General features: G+C 65.1%; 8 protein-coding genes. All 8 read left to right on the forward strand.

Going from position 1 to position 15094, the window contains the following annotated elements:
• Positions 1-292: 292 nt before the first annotated feature.
• The 8 genes from V7116_RS03290 (at position 293) to V7116_RS03325 (ending at position 15091) form a co-directional block, all read left to right on the forward strand.
• Positions 293-1882 carry an endo alpha-1,4 polygalactosaminidase gene (locus V7116_RS03290; protein WP_324390394.1) on the forward strand — a complete coding sequence of 530 codons (1590 nt, stop codon included), beginning with the start codon at positions 293-295 and terminating at the stop codon, positions 1880-1882.
• Between the two features lie 163 nt (positions 1883-2045).
• Entirely contained in the window at positions 2046-3401 is a 1356-nt protein-coding gene (locus V7116_RS03295; protein WP_324390396.1) for an ABC transporter substrate-binding protein, read from the forward strand.
• Positions 3402-3558: 157 nt separating this feature from the next.
• The gene (locus V7116_RS03300; protein WP_324390398.1) at positions 3559-4482 is read left to right on the forward strand and encodes a carbohydrate ABC transporter permease; all 924 of its coding nucleotides are present in this window, start codon (positions 3559-3561) and stop codon (positions 4480-4482) included.
• Positions 4483-4485: 3 nt separating this feature from the next.
• Positions 4486-6447 carry a carbohydrate ABC transporter permease gene (locus V7116_RS03305; RefSeq protein WP_324390400.1) on the forward strand — a complete coding sequence of 654 codons (1962 nt, stop codon included), beginning with the start codon at positions 4486-4488 and terminating at the stop codon, positions 6445-6447.
• Positions 6448-6662: 215 nt separating this feature from the next.
• Complete coding sequence (locus V7116_RS03310) at positions 6663-9002, forward strand: hypothetical protein (RefSeq protein WP_324390402.1); 2340 nt, start codon at positions 6663-6665, stop codon at positions 9000-9002.
• Between the two features lie 160 nt (positions 9003-9162).
• Positions 9163-11823 carry a glycoside hydrolase family 2 protein gene (locus V7116_RS03315; protein WP_324390403.1) on the forward strand — a complete coding sequence of 887 codons (2661 nt, stop codon included), beginning with the start codon at positions 9163-9165 and terminating at the stop codon, positions 11821-11823.
• Between the two features lie 14 nt (positions 11824-11837).
• Complete coding sequence (locus V7116_RS03320; RefSeq protein ID WP_324390406.1) at positions 11838-13034, forward strand: hypothetical protein; 1197 nt, start codon at positions 11838-11840, stop codon at positions 13032-13034.
• A complete protein-coding gene (locus V7116_RS03325; protein ID WP_324390408.1) occupies positions 13031-15091 on the forward strand; it encodes a beta-galactosidase in 2061 nt (686 codons plus the stop codon). The genes V7116_RS03320 and V7116_RS03325 overlap by 4 nt, the downstream gene beginning before the upstream one ends.
• Positions 15092-15094 lie beyond the last annotated feature (3 nt).

The raw sequence follows: 15094 nt of genomic DNA on the forward strand, positions 1-15094 counted from the left end.
TTGTTGTCTATTGAAATTTGTTATTGTCTATACAAATTATTGTCTGCCAATTTTAGACGCTTGTCAAATATGTTCTGAACGGCTTCTTAAGGTCGTTGTAAGGGGCTGTCTGGCAAAAACATAACGAAATTCCCCTGGATCGAGAGCTAATCTTGACGGGGGTACGAAGTTGACTTATAGTTGAACGTAAGATGTATAAACAAGTTTGGCCCAGAATGTCTAAACAAATTGCGGCGATTCGGTTCTGAACCGCCGATCCTGCGCCCCGACTGCTGACTGCGTTAGGATCACAATGCATTTTTACAGTTTTGATTTGAACGATCCGATTTTTGATCTGGGGGGATTTCGCCTGAGTCTTCAGGTGATCACCCTGGAAAACGTCTATGGCCTCGATCCGTCCGGTATCTCCACGGCGGATAACGGCCAGGTCTGGCGTATGCAGTGCATCGGGCTGCGCTGGGCGGGCGGCCAGCAAACCGCGCCCGGCCAGATCGAGCTGACGGCCCGGCGTGAGGGGCCCGACCGGCTGCGCCTGAGCGTCCGCGCCACCGCGCCCCATAAGATCCGCGCCATCAAAATCATCCTGCGCGACCTGTCCGAGCTTCAGGTCCTCGATCCGCTGGACGCGCCGCAGGCCGTCCCGGCGGATGGCATCATCGAGCGCTACCCCAATAAGCTCCGTCTGCCCCTGCTGCTCGCGTCGGACGGCGCGGGAACGCTCGGCGCGCGGTGCGAAGATCCCCAGGCGCGCGCCAAGCGGTTCGCGCTCTACGCCGAGCGTATGGGGGCGCTGGCGGGCTGCTGGGCGATGGAGCTGATCCACGAAGAGGACGCGCGCCACTTCGACACCACGCTGGCCGCGCCGGACTGGATCGTGGCACGCGGCGTGACGCCCGACGCGTTCCGCGCCGAACAGCTTGCCTACAGCGAGTCGACGCTGGGCCTCGTCCCCTGGGAGCAGCGCACCGACGTGCCGGACTGGGCGCGCGATCTGCGGCTGTGCCTGACGCTGCACGGCATGCACTGGTCGGGCTACGTCTTCAATACCTACGACGACATGCGCCGGATCATCGACTTCGTGTGTGAGCGGATGGACGGGCGGCACGTGCTCGCCTATCTGCCCGGCTGGGAAGGTCGCTACTACTGGCAGTACGGCGACTTCCGGCCCGAGCCGCTGTTGGGCGGCGAAGACGGGTTCGCGCGGCTGTGCGACGCGGCAGCGGCACGCGGCGTGCACGTCATGCCGATGTTCGGCGGCAACTGCGCCAACGCCTGGGACCCCAATTTCCACACCTTTGGCCCCTCCTCTTATATGAAATCCCCTACCCGCAACGTGTTCCACGGCAACCAGCCCGATTGGGATCTCAGCCGTGCGCACGACACGGGCTGGCAGGCATGGCTCAATCCCGGCGCGCCCGCGTGGCAGCGCGAATTGAGCGAGCAAATCCTGGGGCTGATCGCGCGCCACGGCTTCGACGGCGTGTTTTTGGATACGGTCGAAGTGTGGACCAACGATCCCGATTTTAACCTGCGTGAAGGCTACCGCCAGCTTGTCAACCGGCTGCGTGCGGATCATCCCGATCTGCTCGTGGCGGGGGAGGACTGGTGGGACGGCCTGCTCGGTATCTTCCCGCTGTTTCAGCGGTCCGGCCCGTGGCGGCAGGTCCCGGAGTGGGTGGGCCGCTATGCGCGCCTGTTCGGGCATATCTGTGAAGGCGATCCGAACCGGGGCAGCACCGGGGTGTTCGAATCGGGCTGCGCGACCTACGTGCCGCTGCCGGATCGCGTCCCCTATCTGGCGACGATCGCGTTCGTGGATGGCACATTGGAAGGGTCCCGCGCTGAACTTGAGCGCGTCGTGAATACTGTCCGGGCCCGGTGACACGCGACTGCCCATGTGGCTCTGCCACTTAAGCAACATCGCCCGCGCGTCAGTTTAGGCTGCTGAAAGGAGGCCTATCCGAATCCACCGCCCTTCGCATCCCTGAAAGTTGTTCTTCTAGAAACGCGTTTCTTTGCAAGTCAAGCTCAAGACGGAGGATTACATGTACGCTCGGAAATGGTCATTGATTTACCTCAGCGTGATGATGATCGTCGTCATGCTGGTGGGCATTGCGTCGGCTGGCATCACCAGCAAGCATGCCTTCGCGCAGGACAAGGTCAAGATCACGCTCGGGTCGTGGGACGATGAAAACGGCAACGTGCGGCATCAGGCCGCTGTGGATGAGTTCATGGCCGAAAACCCCGACATCGAGGTTGAGATTCTGCCCAACCCCGGTGGCGACTGGCACAGCAAGGTTCTGACCTGGATCGCGGCGGGCGAACTGCCGGATGTGTACATGGCAGACTCCAGCTACGTGCCGCTGTACGTTGAAGCGGGCGGCCTCGCGGACCTGCGTCCGTACGTCGAAGGCGAAAGCGGCTTCGATCCCAGCGAAGTCTTCTATCAGAGTGTGTACGAAAACGGCTTCTACCAGGGCGATCCCTACGTGCTGGCGAAGGACTACAGCACGGTTGCGATCTATGCCAACAAGAAGCTGTTTGATGCCGCCGGTATCGACCTGCCCGAAGAAGGCTGGACCTACGACGATCTGCTCGACATCGCCATGCAGTTGACGGTGGACGCCAACGGCAACAACGCGGCCAGCCCGGACTTCGATCCTGAAAACGTCGCCCAGTACGGGATGGACAACCGTGGTGGTTGGTGGCGCAGCTTCCAGAGCACCGTCTACTCCTTCGGCTCGCACACCATTGCGGACGACGGCAGCACCTTCGACGGCTACATGAACAGCCCCGAAACGATCGAAGCGCTCCAGTGGATGAGCGACGCGATCAACGTCTACCACGTTGCCCCGACCTCCGACTGGATCCAGGCGCTCCCCAGTGGCGTGATGCCGCTCTTCCTGGAAGGCCAGATTGCGATGGTCTTCGGTATGGGTCCGTGGTATCAGGACATGCTCGAAGAGCAGCCCGGTTTTGAATACGCGATCCTGCCCATGCCCACCGGCCCCGGTGGTCATCACGGCGCGGTCTGCTGGGCAGGTTTCGGCATGGCCCCCACCAGCGAGCACCCCGATGAAGCGTGGCTGCTGCTGAAGGCCCTCGGCACGGAAATCGGCCAGCGCCAGTACAGCCAGCACGCGCTGTCCTCCATGCCTGCGATGATGGAAGGCAAGACCGACGATCCGTTCTGGTCAACCTTCATCAAGGAAGTGGAATACCTCGACTCGCTCGACGACCTGAAGAGCCCCTACTATCTCCAGTGCATTGGCGACCCGGCCTTCACCGCGGTGATCTTCGGTGACGACGGCGCTGATCTGGACATCGCAGACTACATGAACAACACGGTCGTGCCCGAGCTGGACGAGTGCCTCCAAACGGCCTCGGTGGGCGCTGAGTAACCCTCTCTTTCGTACCGGATCGGGGGCGCTGCGTGCAGCGCCCCCGACTCACGTGTTTAGGCGGTAATGCGCCACTGATCTACGTCCTCCGCTTTGGCTGCCCGCAACCGGGATGGCGCTGTGACTGCCGGAGGAGAGGCCGAAGAAAGGCTAGTCTATGAGTGTGCGAAGTGTCGCTTCTACCCGAACGTCCCGGTTCAGTCCGGCGACGCGCGAGGCGCTCACCTTCTACGCGATGGTTTCCCCCTGGATCATCGGGTTCCTGGTGTTTGTCGCCTATCCGTCGCTGCGGTCGCTCTATTTGTCGTTCACGCACTATCTGGTCGGGCGCGATCCGTCCTGGGCGGGATTCGACAACTTTTCGCGCATGGCGCACGATGCCAACTTCTGGCAATCGATGAAAGTGACCGGCCTGTACGTCCTGGGCAGCGTGCCCGGCAGCACGATCATTGCCATTGCAGTGGCGATGCTGCTGGCGCAAAACATCCGGGGCGTCAGCGTATGGCGCACCATCTATTTCCTCCCCTCGGTGGTCAGCCCCGTGGCGGTGGCCGTGCTGTGGTTCTACGTTTTCAACCCCGAATACGGCCTGATCAATACGCTGCTCGACTACATCGGCATCAACGGGCCGGGCTGGATCTTCGATAAGGACTGGGCGCTGCTCACCGTCGTATTCATGAGTTGGTGGACGGTAGGTGGCCAGATTGTGATCTATCTTGCCGGGCTGAAAGGGATTCCAAAGGAACTGTACGAAGCGGTATCGGTGGACGGCGGCGGGCCGTGGGCCAAGTTCCGCCACATTACCATTCCCATGCTCAGCCCGACCATCTTCTTTAACGTGGTGCTGGCCCTGATCGGCGCATTCCAGATCTTCGAAGGCCCGTGGATTCTCACCAGAGGTGGGCCGGACGACGCCACATTGACCTATATGCTCAACCTGTACAAGCAGGCGTTCGAGTTCGGTAATTTCGGGTACGCGTCGGCGTTGGCCTGGATGCTGTTCGTCATCATCATGGTCTTTACGCTGCTGGTGTTCCGGTCGTCGTCTCTGTGGGTTTATTACGAAGCTGAGCGGAAGTGAGCCATGACTACAGGTTCGACTGAAAAGACTCAGCGTCCCTCCACGGGAATCGGCAAGCCGCCGTCGCTCCGCCTGTCGATGTCAACCGGGCACGTGCTGGGCAAGATCGTCAGCTACACGATTCTCGTGCTGGGCGCGGTGGTCATGATTTTCCCGCTGTTCTGGATGCTGACCGCCAGCTTCAAGCCGGAATGGCAGATCCTGACCACGCCGCCGATCTGGATCCCCTCCGAGTGGGAGCAGGTGCGTGCGGGTGATACGACCAAGCAGTTCCCGATGTGGTACGCGACCACGCCGGATGGCAACAAGACGACTGTCTTTGAGATCGGCACGCGACGTTATACGTCCGTCGCGGACGTGACCCGGATCGAGGGCCTCGTCTCCGTCCCGTCCGGCGATCTGACCGACGCGAAGCCCACGACCGTAGACGGCGTGGCGCTGAATGTCCGCACGTGGAAGTCGCCGGATGGCGAGCGTAAGGTCGTCGCGCTGGCGCGGGACGGGGATAACCTCGTCGTCGTGCCGGTCGAGTCGCTCGAAGGGCTGTCCGAGCGCCGCCCGCTGGACGAAGTGAACTCCCGTGATCGGGCCAACGTCGAAATTGACGACGTGCGCTATACGGGCCGTGCAGCGGACGAGGAAGGCGGCGTGCTGGTCCAGGTGGGGCCGGAAACGCAGCTTGACGTCGTTGCCCCGCGCGAAGTGGCCGAAGCCGCATTCCTGGCCGACGAAGACGCCCCGATCGATCCCGAGTTTTTCCCCATCGGTGATACGGAGCTGGAGCTGTACCGGCTCAAGGATCACCCCGAAGACGAATGGTACGTGCTGCTCAGCCTGGAAACGTGGCAGCCGATCATCAATCTGGACGAGCTGCAAGGCAAGAGCTTTATGGTGACCGCCGACCGGCTGGCCGGTAACGCCGCGCCGCGCATCTTCGGGGATCTGTCGCTGCCCGTGGATGTCGTCACGCTGGACGACGGCAGCACGCAGGAAGTGATCGTGGTCGATCACCTCGAAGACCGCTATCTCGTGCTGCCTTTCGATTCGCTGGACACGCTGCGGCTGGTTCCGGTCAGCAGCAACCTGGGCGATCCGTTCATCCAGCGCGTGAACGAAGTCCCGATCCGTTACATCGACGACTACCAGGACGCCAGCGAGCAGGTGAGCGTGGCGCTCATCGGAGATCGCCAGACGAAAGCGCTGGTTGCGCCGCAGTCGTCCATCGCCAACGTGTTCGACGTGCAGAGCCGCTCTCTAAAGCGCGTATTGCACTTCCGTCTGCGTTACGAAAACTACACCGAGGCGCTGTCGAAGAATCTGGGCGGCGCGACCTTCTTCACGTTCTTTAAGAACTCGGCCATCGTCGTGGCGCTCAATCTGGTCGGCCACTACTTCTCGGTGATCCTGGTCGCCTACGCGTTCGCGCGGCTGCGCGCGCCGGGCAAGAACATCCTGTTCATGGTGCTGCTATCGACCATGATGCTGCCGTTCCCGGTGCTGCTGATTCCGACCTACGAGATCTTCAACTCGTTTGGCATGCTCAACACGCTGTGGCCGCTGTTTATCCGGTCGTTCTTCGGCAACGCCTTCCTGATCTTCCTGCTGCGCCAGTTCTTCATGAGCATCCCGCGCGAGCTGGAAGAGGCCGCCGTGATCGACGGCGCGAACACGTTGCAAGTGCTGTGGAGCGTGATCTTGCCCCTCAGCAAGCCCGCGCTGGCGACGATCGGCATCTTCACCTTCTGGTGGAACTGGAACGCGTTCCTTGAGCCGTTCGTGTACATCAACAGCGTCAAGAACTTCACGGTGTCGCTGGGTCTGGCGTTCTTCAAGGGCCAGTATGTCTACAACTTCCACTGGTTGATGGCCGCCGGAATGGTGGCGATCATCCCGATGATCCTGATCTTCTTCTTCGCCCAGCGGTACTTCATCGAAGGTATCCAGATGTCCGGGCTGAAGGGGTAGAATCGAGCATGGCGTTTGCGTAGGGGCGTATCGCAATACGCCCCTACACGAAACCCCGTATCCCCTGGCCGGGGAACGTGGCGGGTGTTTACCCGTAGGGGCAATTCATGAATTGCCAAATCCCCGGTTCTTATGTGTCTCCCCTCTCCAATCCGATTGGAGAGGGGCCGGGGGTGAGGTTTGGCGGTTCAACTTAATGGCTTGAGTGGGTGATGATGGCGAAAAAACAACGTTCGGAACCGGATGTGTTGTTTGCCGGGCGTGCGCCGGGCGTGCTGGCGGTGGTGATGCTGCTGTCGGCGGTGGGACTGGCGTATGAAGTGGCGCTCACCCGGCTGTTCTCCCTGATGTTCGAATACCATTACGTGTTCCTCATCGTGTCGATCTCCGTGGCCGGGCTGGGCGTCGGCGCGGCGCTGGCGACCCTCTTTCTGCGCCAGCGCGACACCCCGCTCGACTGGTCCGATCTGGCGAATGGCACGCTGCTGATCGCGCTGCTGCTGGTTGGCACGATGGCCGTGCTGCTCACCCTTTCCTCGGCCAGCCTGAAGATCGTCGCGCTGACGGCGGCGGTGCTGCCGTTCATCGGCATCGGCTTCGTCAATTCGGCGCTGTTCGCGCGCTTCGCGGAAGCAGGCGGCACGCTTTACGCGGCGGATCTGCTCGGTGGCGCGGTGGGCATTGCCGCCGTGCTGGGGCTGGTGACGTGGCTGGGCGCGTTCGTCACGTTGGGCGCGCTGGGCGTAGTCTGCGCGCTGGCCGCGCTGATCCTGGCCTGGATCGGCGGTGCGCGCAGGCTGCAAACGGGCGCGGCAGGCGCGGCGGCGGTGCTGGCGGTTCTGCTGGCGTTGAACGCCTGGGGCAATTGGCTGGCGTTTTCACCCGCCGATCTGGACGACACCCCGCCGGACAAAACCATGATGACCGTGCTTCAGGACCCGGATGCGCGCCTCGTGGAAACGCAGTGGAGTCCCTTTGCGCGGCTCGACGTGGTCGAAACGAGCGACGAGGCCGTGCGCTACGTCTTCACCGACGCGGGCGCGGGCAGCATCATGGTCGGCTACGACGGCGACGATCAGGACGTGGCGTGGCTGAAGAACGAGATCGCCTACCTGCCGTTCACCATCGCGCCCGAAGCAACACAGAACGTGCTGATCCTGGGATCGGGCGCGGGCAAAGACGTGCTGATGGCGCACCTCACCGGGGCGGAGTCGATCACGGCGGTCGAGATCAATCCGCAGATGATCGACCTCACGCGCGACTACGGCAGCTACAACGGCGACATCTACGATCTGCCCGGCGTGCGGACCGTGGCGATGGATGGCCGCAACTTCGTGGATCGCACGGGCGAGCAGTTCGACCTGATCTACGCTAACCTCGTGTACAGCCAGGCCGCCACGCCCGGCACGTCCGCGCTGGCCGAAAACTACGTCTACACGCAGGAAGCCCTGCACAGCTATTGGGATCGCCTCAGCGACGATGGGCGCATCGCGTTCGTGGCGCACCACGGCATCGAAGGCATGCGGCTGGTGGTCGGTGCGCTGCAAATGCTTCAGGACGAGGGCTACTCGCTTCAGGAAGCGTTGGAGCACGTCGCGCTGGCCTCGCTGACCTACGGCGACGCGCAGGCCAAAACCAGCGTCGTGATCGTCATGCGCCAGCCCTGGTCCGGTGATCTCGTCAACCAGTTCGTGACCGCCGCGCACAACCGCCAGACGGGCGTGCTGTACATCCCGATCTACCAGGAAACGGGCTTCGACGCGCTGGAACTGGGCGCGATGACGCTCGATGAGTTTATCCGGGACAACCAGGAAGAAGGCTACGACTACACCCCGACGACCGACAACTGGCCGTTTTTCTACCAGTATCAGGAGGGCCTGCCCGCGCAGGTCAGCGATCTGCTGTTCATCAGCCTGATCCTGGCGGGCGCGTACCTGTCGTGGGCGATTTTCTTCTTCGTCCGGCGCGACGGCGGCCAGTGGAAGCGCGCCGCGATCACGCCCTATTTCGCGCTGCTCGGCGCGGCGTTCCTGCTGGTCGAGACGCCGCTGATCCAGCGCTTTAACCTGCTGCTGGGCCAGCCGTCGTCGTCGCTGATCGTCGTGATCGGCGCGTTGCTGGCGGGCGGCGGTCTGGGCAGTTTTCTCAGCAGCCGCCTGGGGTTGATGCGCCTGCCGCGTTTCGCGCCGCTGGCGGCGTTGGGCGTGGCGGTGCTGGTCGCGCTGTCGCTGGTGATCTATCCCGCCCTGATCGACGCGGCGCTGCCGTGGTCGTTCGGTGCACGGGTCGCCGTCACGGTGATCGCGCTGCTGCCGCTCGGCCTGTTGATGGGCGTGCCGTTCCCCAGCGGGCTGCGCGTGGCGAGCGCCGCGGATCCGCGCGGCGTCTCCGCATTCTGGGGCGCAAATGCGATCCTGTCCGTAGTGGGCACGGCCCTGGCGATGGCGCTGGCGGTCAAGTTCGGCTTCGCCGTGACACTGCTGACCGGCGCGGTGCTCTACGCGCTGGCGGCGCTGCTGGCCTACGTCACGTGGCCGCGCGTGCTGGCACGCTAAATGAGCGTATGTGGTAGGGGCGTGGCTATACGCCCCTACGAAACCCCCAACTCTCGCTTGTCTCCCCTCTCCAATCGGATTGGAGAGGGGCCGGGGGTGAGGTGCTTTTTAACCATTCCCTTTTTATCCCTGATCTGAATCCAAAGTGAGCCAGAATACGATGCGCCAATGGCAGAATGAGCTTGCAGAAGTGCTCGCCCTGGACGGCGAGTGGACGTTCCGCCTGGAAGACGAATCCGGTCCGATCACCGTGCCCGGTGCGTGGGAAGCGCAGGGCTATGCCCGCCGCGCCGAGGGGCCCGCGTTTTACGAACGTACGGTGACCATCCCGGCGGCATGGACCGGGCATCGTGTGCAACTTCAGTTCGACGCGGCGAGCTACCACGCCGAGGTCGCAGTGAACGGGGTCGTCGTCGGCACGCATACCGGCTCGTGGACGGCGTTCGCGTTTGATGTGACCGGCGTGATTCATCCCGGCGAGACGAACACTATTGCCGTGACCGTGATCAAGCCCGGCGGCTCGTTCGGCCTGCGTGAGTCGCTGGCCGGGTTCCTGCCCGATGTCGCGCTGATGTTCGGCGGGCTGTGGCAGTCCGTGCGGCTGGTCGCGTTCTCTGGCCCCGCGTTGAGCAGCGTTATGGTGCAGGCCAGCGCTGCCGCGCAGACGATCACCGTGGAAGCGGACGCGCACGACGCCGCCGGACTGGATGCCGCGCTCGATGTGATCGGGCCGGACGGTACACACATCGCACGCTGGCAGAGCGCGCTCGACGGCGACCGCGTGCAGGCGGCGATCCCGCTGGACGCAATTCGCTCCTGGTCGCCGGACGATCCCGCGCGGTATACGGTCGAGATCGCATTGGTCGGGCCAGATGGGATGCCGCAGGCCCGCGCCCGTCGCGTGACGGGCTTCCGCGCCCTGGATCACCAGGAGCAGCTGCTGCGCCTGAACGGCACGCCGGTTTGTCTGCGCGGCGCGCTGAGCTGGGGCTGGTATCCCGATCTGCTGTGTCCCGCGCCGGACGACGCCACCATCCGCGACGAGTTTCGTCGCGTGCGCTCGCTCGGCTACAACATGGTCAAGCTGTGCCTGTTCGTGCCGTCGCCGCGCTATTTCGAGATCGCGGACGAAGAAGGCGTGCTGCTCTGGCTCGAACTCCCGCTGTGGCTGCCGGAAATGACGCCGCACCTGCGCGCCCAGGGGCCTATCGAGTACGCGGACATCGCCGCGCAGGTCCACCATCACCCATCCATCGTGATCTACAGCCTCGGCTGCGAGTTGGAACGCCACGTGGACGCGGAGTGGATCGCAGAATTGAACGCGGTCGTGCGCGGGCAGGTGAGTGACGTGCTCGTGTGCGACAACAGCGGCTCCGGCGAAGCGTACGGCCTGGAAGGCGATCTCGCAGATTTCTACGACTACCACTTTTACGCCGATCTCCAGTTCTTCCGCCCGCTGGTGCAGCACTTCCACCGCGATTGGCGGCCCTCGCGTCCGTGGATCTTCGGGGAGTTTTGTGACATGGACGAGTACCGCCGCCCGGACACACTCGCCGCACAGTTCGGCGGGGCGCTGCCGTGGTGGGCGACGGAGCAGAACCCGATCCACCCGATCAGCAAGCTCGCTTACAGCCAGCAGGTTGAGCGTATGGCCGCGCTCGATCTGGACGTGGACGGCGCGGCGCTCGAAAAACTCTCGCGCCAGCAGGCGCTTGCGGTGCGTAAGTTCGTGCTGGAAGCCGTGCGCGCCGCGGATGGCATGGGCGGCTACGTGGTGACTGGGCTGCGCAATACGCCGCTGTCGACGTCGGCCATGTTCGACGACGCGGGCCAGCCGAAGGTCGATCCGGCGGCGTTCCGGCGCTTCAACGCCGATACCGTGCTCGCGTTGGGACGCGGGCGGGCGCGCCAGTGGACGCGCGGCGGCGATCGTCCTGCCCCGGGGGAGCCGTACAACTTCGCCGCCGGGAGCCGGGTCGCGTTGCATGTCATCCTGTCGCACGCGGGCGATTCGCTGCGGTTGAGCGATCTGCGCTGGCACGTGGCCGGGCCGGACGGCGGCACGATCGCAGAAGGTGTGCAGACACTTAGCGGGGTGTTCGAGGCCGGACGTCCGCGCGGGGTGGCGCAGATCGCCTTCGGTGCGCCGGAGACCGCCGATCCGCTGACGCTGCACCTGCGCGTCGCGCTCGACACGGATCGCGGCCCGGTCGAAAACGCGTGGCCGTTGTGGATCTTCCCCGCGGTGGCGGCCTGGCCGGATGGCCTCGCGCTCTACGATCCCGCCGGAAAGCTGGCCATGTTGGACGATCTCGCGGCGTCGGCGGCGCGCATCGACGCGCCCGCGCCGGACTACCGCGCCATCGTGTCGAGCGCCCTGGACGGCGATCTGCGCGCTTATCTGCGTGAGGGCGGGCGCGTGCTGTTGGTGCAGCAGGGCGACCGTCCGCTGCCTGCCGTGGCGGTCCCATTCTGGCGCGAGTCGCTCAAGCTGCTCGCGGATCACCCGGTGATGAACGTGTTCCCGCACGACGGTTACGCGGACGTGCAGTTTTACGGGCTAGCGACGGATTGGGCCTTCGAGACGGACGCGCTGCGCGCTGCTCTGCCGGACGCCACCGCGATCCGCCCACTGATGCGCCGCCTGGATGCGCGTCTGTTTACGCTGGGCGAGTACCTGTTCGAGGCGGAAGTTGGGCGCGGGCGGCTGATCGCGTCCACGCTGCGCTTCCACGGCGGCCTGGGCGACCAGCCCGTCAGCCTAGGCAGTAATCTCGCCGGGCGCTGGCTGCTGGCGCGTTTGATCGCATCGCTGCTGTGACTAAAGGAATGATGATGGACCTCAAATTTGGCGTAATTTCGCCCCAGGACTGGGGCCTGCCCGTGACCGCCGATCCGTCTGCGGACGTGATCGCGGCGCTTGGTGCGTCCGAAGCGGATCTGGCTGCGCGCGCGCGCCACGCGACCGAAACGTGGCTGCCGCAGATGTTCGACGCGCAGACCGGCGCGTTTTACGGCTATTTCTCCGTGCGGGATGGCTACCGCGAGCCGCCGCAGACCTCCAACCTGATCGCGCCGTGGCAGCTCATGGCGGCCTACGACCGCACCGGGAACGCGGGTCTGCTCGACATGGCGCGGCAGTCGGCGGAGTGGTTCTACACGCACCACGTCACCGATCACCCGATGGCGGTGGTGGCGGGCGGCGTGCGCGACGGCGTGGCGACCGATCACCTGTGGACCAAGTTCGCTGGGGAAGAGATCGTCACTTGCCTGGGGCTGCACGCGCGCACCGGGGAACCGCGCTGGCTGGATCGGGCCGTGCAGGGTGGGCGCTACCTGATCCAGGCGCGGCGGCACGGTTTCGCCCCGCGCTACGAGCTGTCGAGCGGGCGCTGGCTGGCGCTCGGCTGGGATTCGTGGGGTCGCGCGGCGGAAGCGGCGGCGCTGCTGTGGCAGGCCCTCGGTGATGCGCGCTGGCTGGACGAAGCAGTCGCCTGGGGCGAGCATGGGCTGGCGATCCAGGCGGCGAACGGCACGTTTTACCTGATCGACGGCGAGTATTACAACACCGATCTCGCCGCCGACGAGCTGCGCGCGCTGACGTTTCTGTACGAGGCGACCGGGCGCGAGCCGTTCCTGATGGCCGCGCGGCGCTTCGCGGATTGGCACCTCGTGCAGCAAACGGACGCGGGCGCATGGCCGCTGACCATCGACGCCGACGGTAACGTGGTCATGCCGATCGTCGGCCCCGGCGACGTGCCGAACATCGCCGGGGCGCTGCTGCGGCTGCACGCCGTCACGCACGACACGGCCTATCTCGACGCAGCGGTGCGCGCCATGCGCTATTCCCTCTCGCAGCAGGTCACGCCGGACGGCAACCACCCCTACCGCGACGATCCGCGCGCGCAGTGGGGCTTCTGGTCGTGGGACCCCTACTACGACTACACGCTCTCCCCCGATCAGGCCACGCACCACGCGCGCGGCATGTGGTTCCTGATCGACTACCTGCGCGCGGAGGCTGCCCGTTCATGACTGCCGTCACCCTCCGCAACCGGCGCATCTGGCTGGGCGACGAACCGCACGCGCTGCTCAGCGGCGAGGTGCACTTCTGGCGGCTCGATCCGCTGCGCTGGCGCGACGTGCTGCGTCAGGTGCGCGCGCTGGGCCTGGACCAGATCGCGTCCTACGTCTGCTGGGACTATCACCAGACCGGCGCGGGCGCGTTCGACTTCACCGGGCGGACCGCGCCGCAGCGCAATCTCACCGGCTTTCTGGACGAGGTCGCTGTGCAGGGTCTGCACCTGCTGATCCGCCCTGGCCCGTACATCTACAGCGAATGGGCCAACGGCGGTCTCCCGGCGGACGCGGCGCGCGTGCACCGGCTCCATCCCGACTATCGCGCGGCGGCGGGGGAGTACATCGCCGCCGTGTGTGAGGCCATCCGGCCCTACCTTGCCACGCGCGGCGGCCCGATCTGGCTGGTGCAGGCCGAAAACGAGCCGGATCCCTGGCCGCACATCTACGAGGCACAGTTGGGACTGGGCAGCACGCCGGGCCCCTTCCACGACTTCCTGCGCGCGCTCTATGCGGGCGACCTTGACGCGCTCAACGTGGCATGGGAAACAGCCTACACCGCGTTTGAACAGGCGCGCGCCGTCACCGCTCCCGGCCTGGAGGCGCGCGGCTACACGAATCGTTACCTGGATTTCGTGCGCTTCCGGCACTGGTGCACGGCGGAGGCAGTGCGCTGGACTGCCGCGCAGTTCCGCGCGGGCGGGATCGACGTGCCGCTGCTGGCGAACGTCTACACCACCAACGGCATCCAGAACTGGCGCGAACTGGAATCGATCTGCGACGTCGCCGGGCCGGACGCGTACCCCACCGCCGGGTTCCGCGCGCCGGACGAGCACCGGACCTTCCTGCACACGCTGGTCTATACCTGCGCGTACTCGGCTCTGCCGTGCATCCCGGAGCTTCAGGCGGGCATCTGGGACGGCGGGCAGTATGCGGCGGGCGCGATCACGCCCAACCACTACACGCTGACGGCCCTTTCCGCGCTGATGGCGGGCATCGTCGGCTGGAACTGGTACATGCTGGTCAGCCGCGACAACTGGCTGATGAGCCCCATCAGCGAGCTGGGCCACACACGCCCCAACCTCTACGCGGCCTTCGCGGAGATCGTGCGGCTGTTCCGCGCCATCGATCCCCCCGCGTTGGAACGGCTCGCCTCGGCGGCGGTGACGGTCGATCCGCTGCACCAGACGGCGCGCCTGCCCGACCGGAGCAGTGATGTGTTGCGCGCGCTCTACGACGCGGATATCACGCTGGACGCCTTCGATGTCGAGGCGGGCGAACAGACCGCGCCGCTGCTGTTTTACGCGGGCGGAGCATGGCTGAGCGCCGCCGGGCAGGATCGCCTGTTGGAGTTCGTGCGCGGCGGCGGGACGCTGGTGCTGTTCCAGGAGCAGCCACGCCAGGACGACACCCTCCGGCCTCTTTTGCGCTTCGATCTGCCGCTGCCCACGGCGATCCTCGGCGCGGCGGCCCCGCAGCGCCTGGCGATCCGCCTGGGCGACTGGGCCGTGAGCCTGAGCAGTCCCGCGTTTTTCGTGTACGGCGACGTGCCCGGCGAGCCAATCACCGCTGAGCGCATCGCGGACGAGATCCCGACCGGGGACGAGCTGGCCGTGCACGTGAGTCTGCCCGTCGGCCTGACGTATACCATCGGCTGGCGGCAGGGGATCGGCGCGGGGCAGATCGTGGTCCTTGGCGTGCAGCCGTCGCCCGATCTGGTCGCGGCGCTGCACGCGTGGCTGAATGTGCCGATCCCCTGCCGCGCGCGGACCGAACACGTGCACACGGCGCTGTTCCGCCGCGGCGAGACGTTCGTGCTGATCGCCGTCAACCTGAGCGACGAGGCGCGCCACGCGGTCGTGGATCTGGACCGCGCGCGGTTCGCGCCGGGACCGTGGGCGGTACGCGACCTGCGTACGGATGAGGTCAGCGTGACACATATCCGCCTGTCCGGCGCAGTGACGCTGCACCTGCCGCCCCGCGACGGCACGATTCTAACCCTTGAGCCTGCCTGATAC

Source organism: Aggregatilinea sp. (genome assembly GCF_036822615.1).
Lineage (GTDB): Bacteria > Chloroflexota > Anaerolineae > Aggregatilineales > Aggregatilineaceae > Aggregatilinea.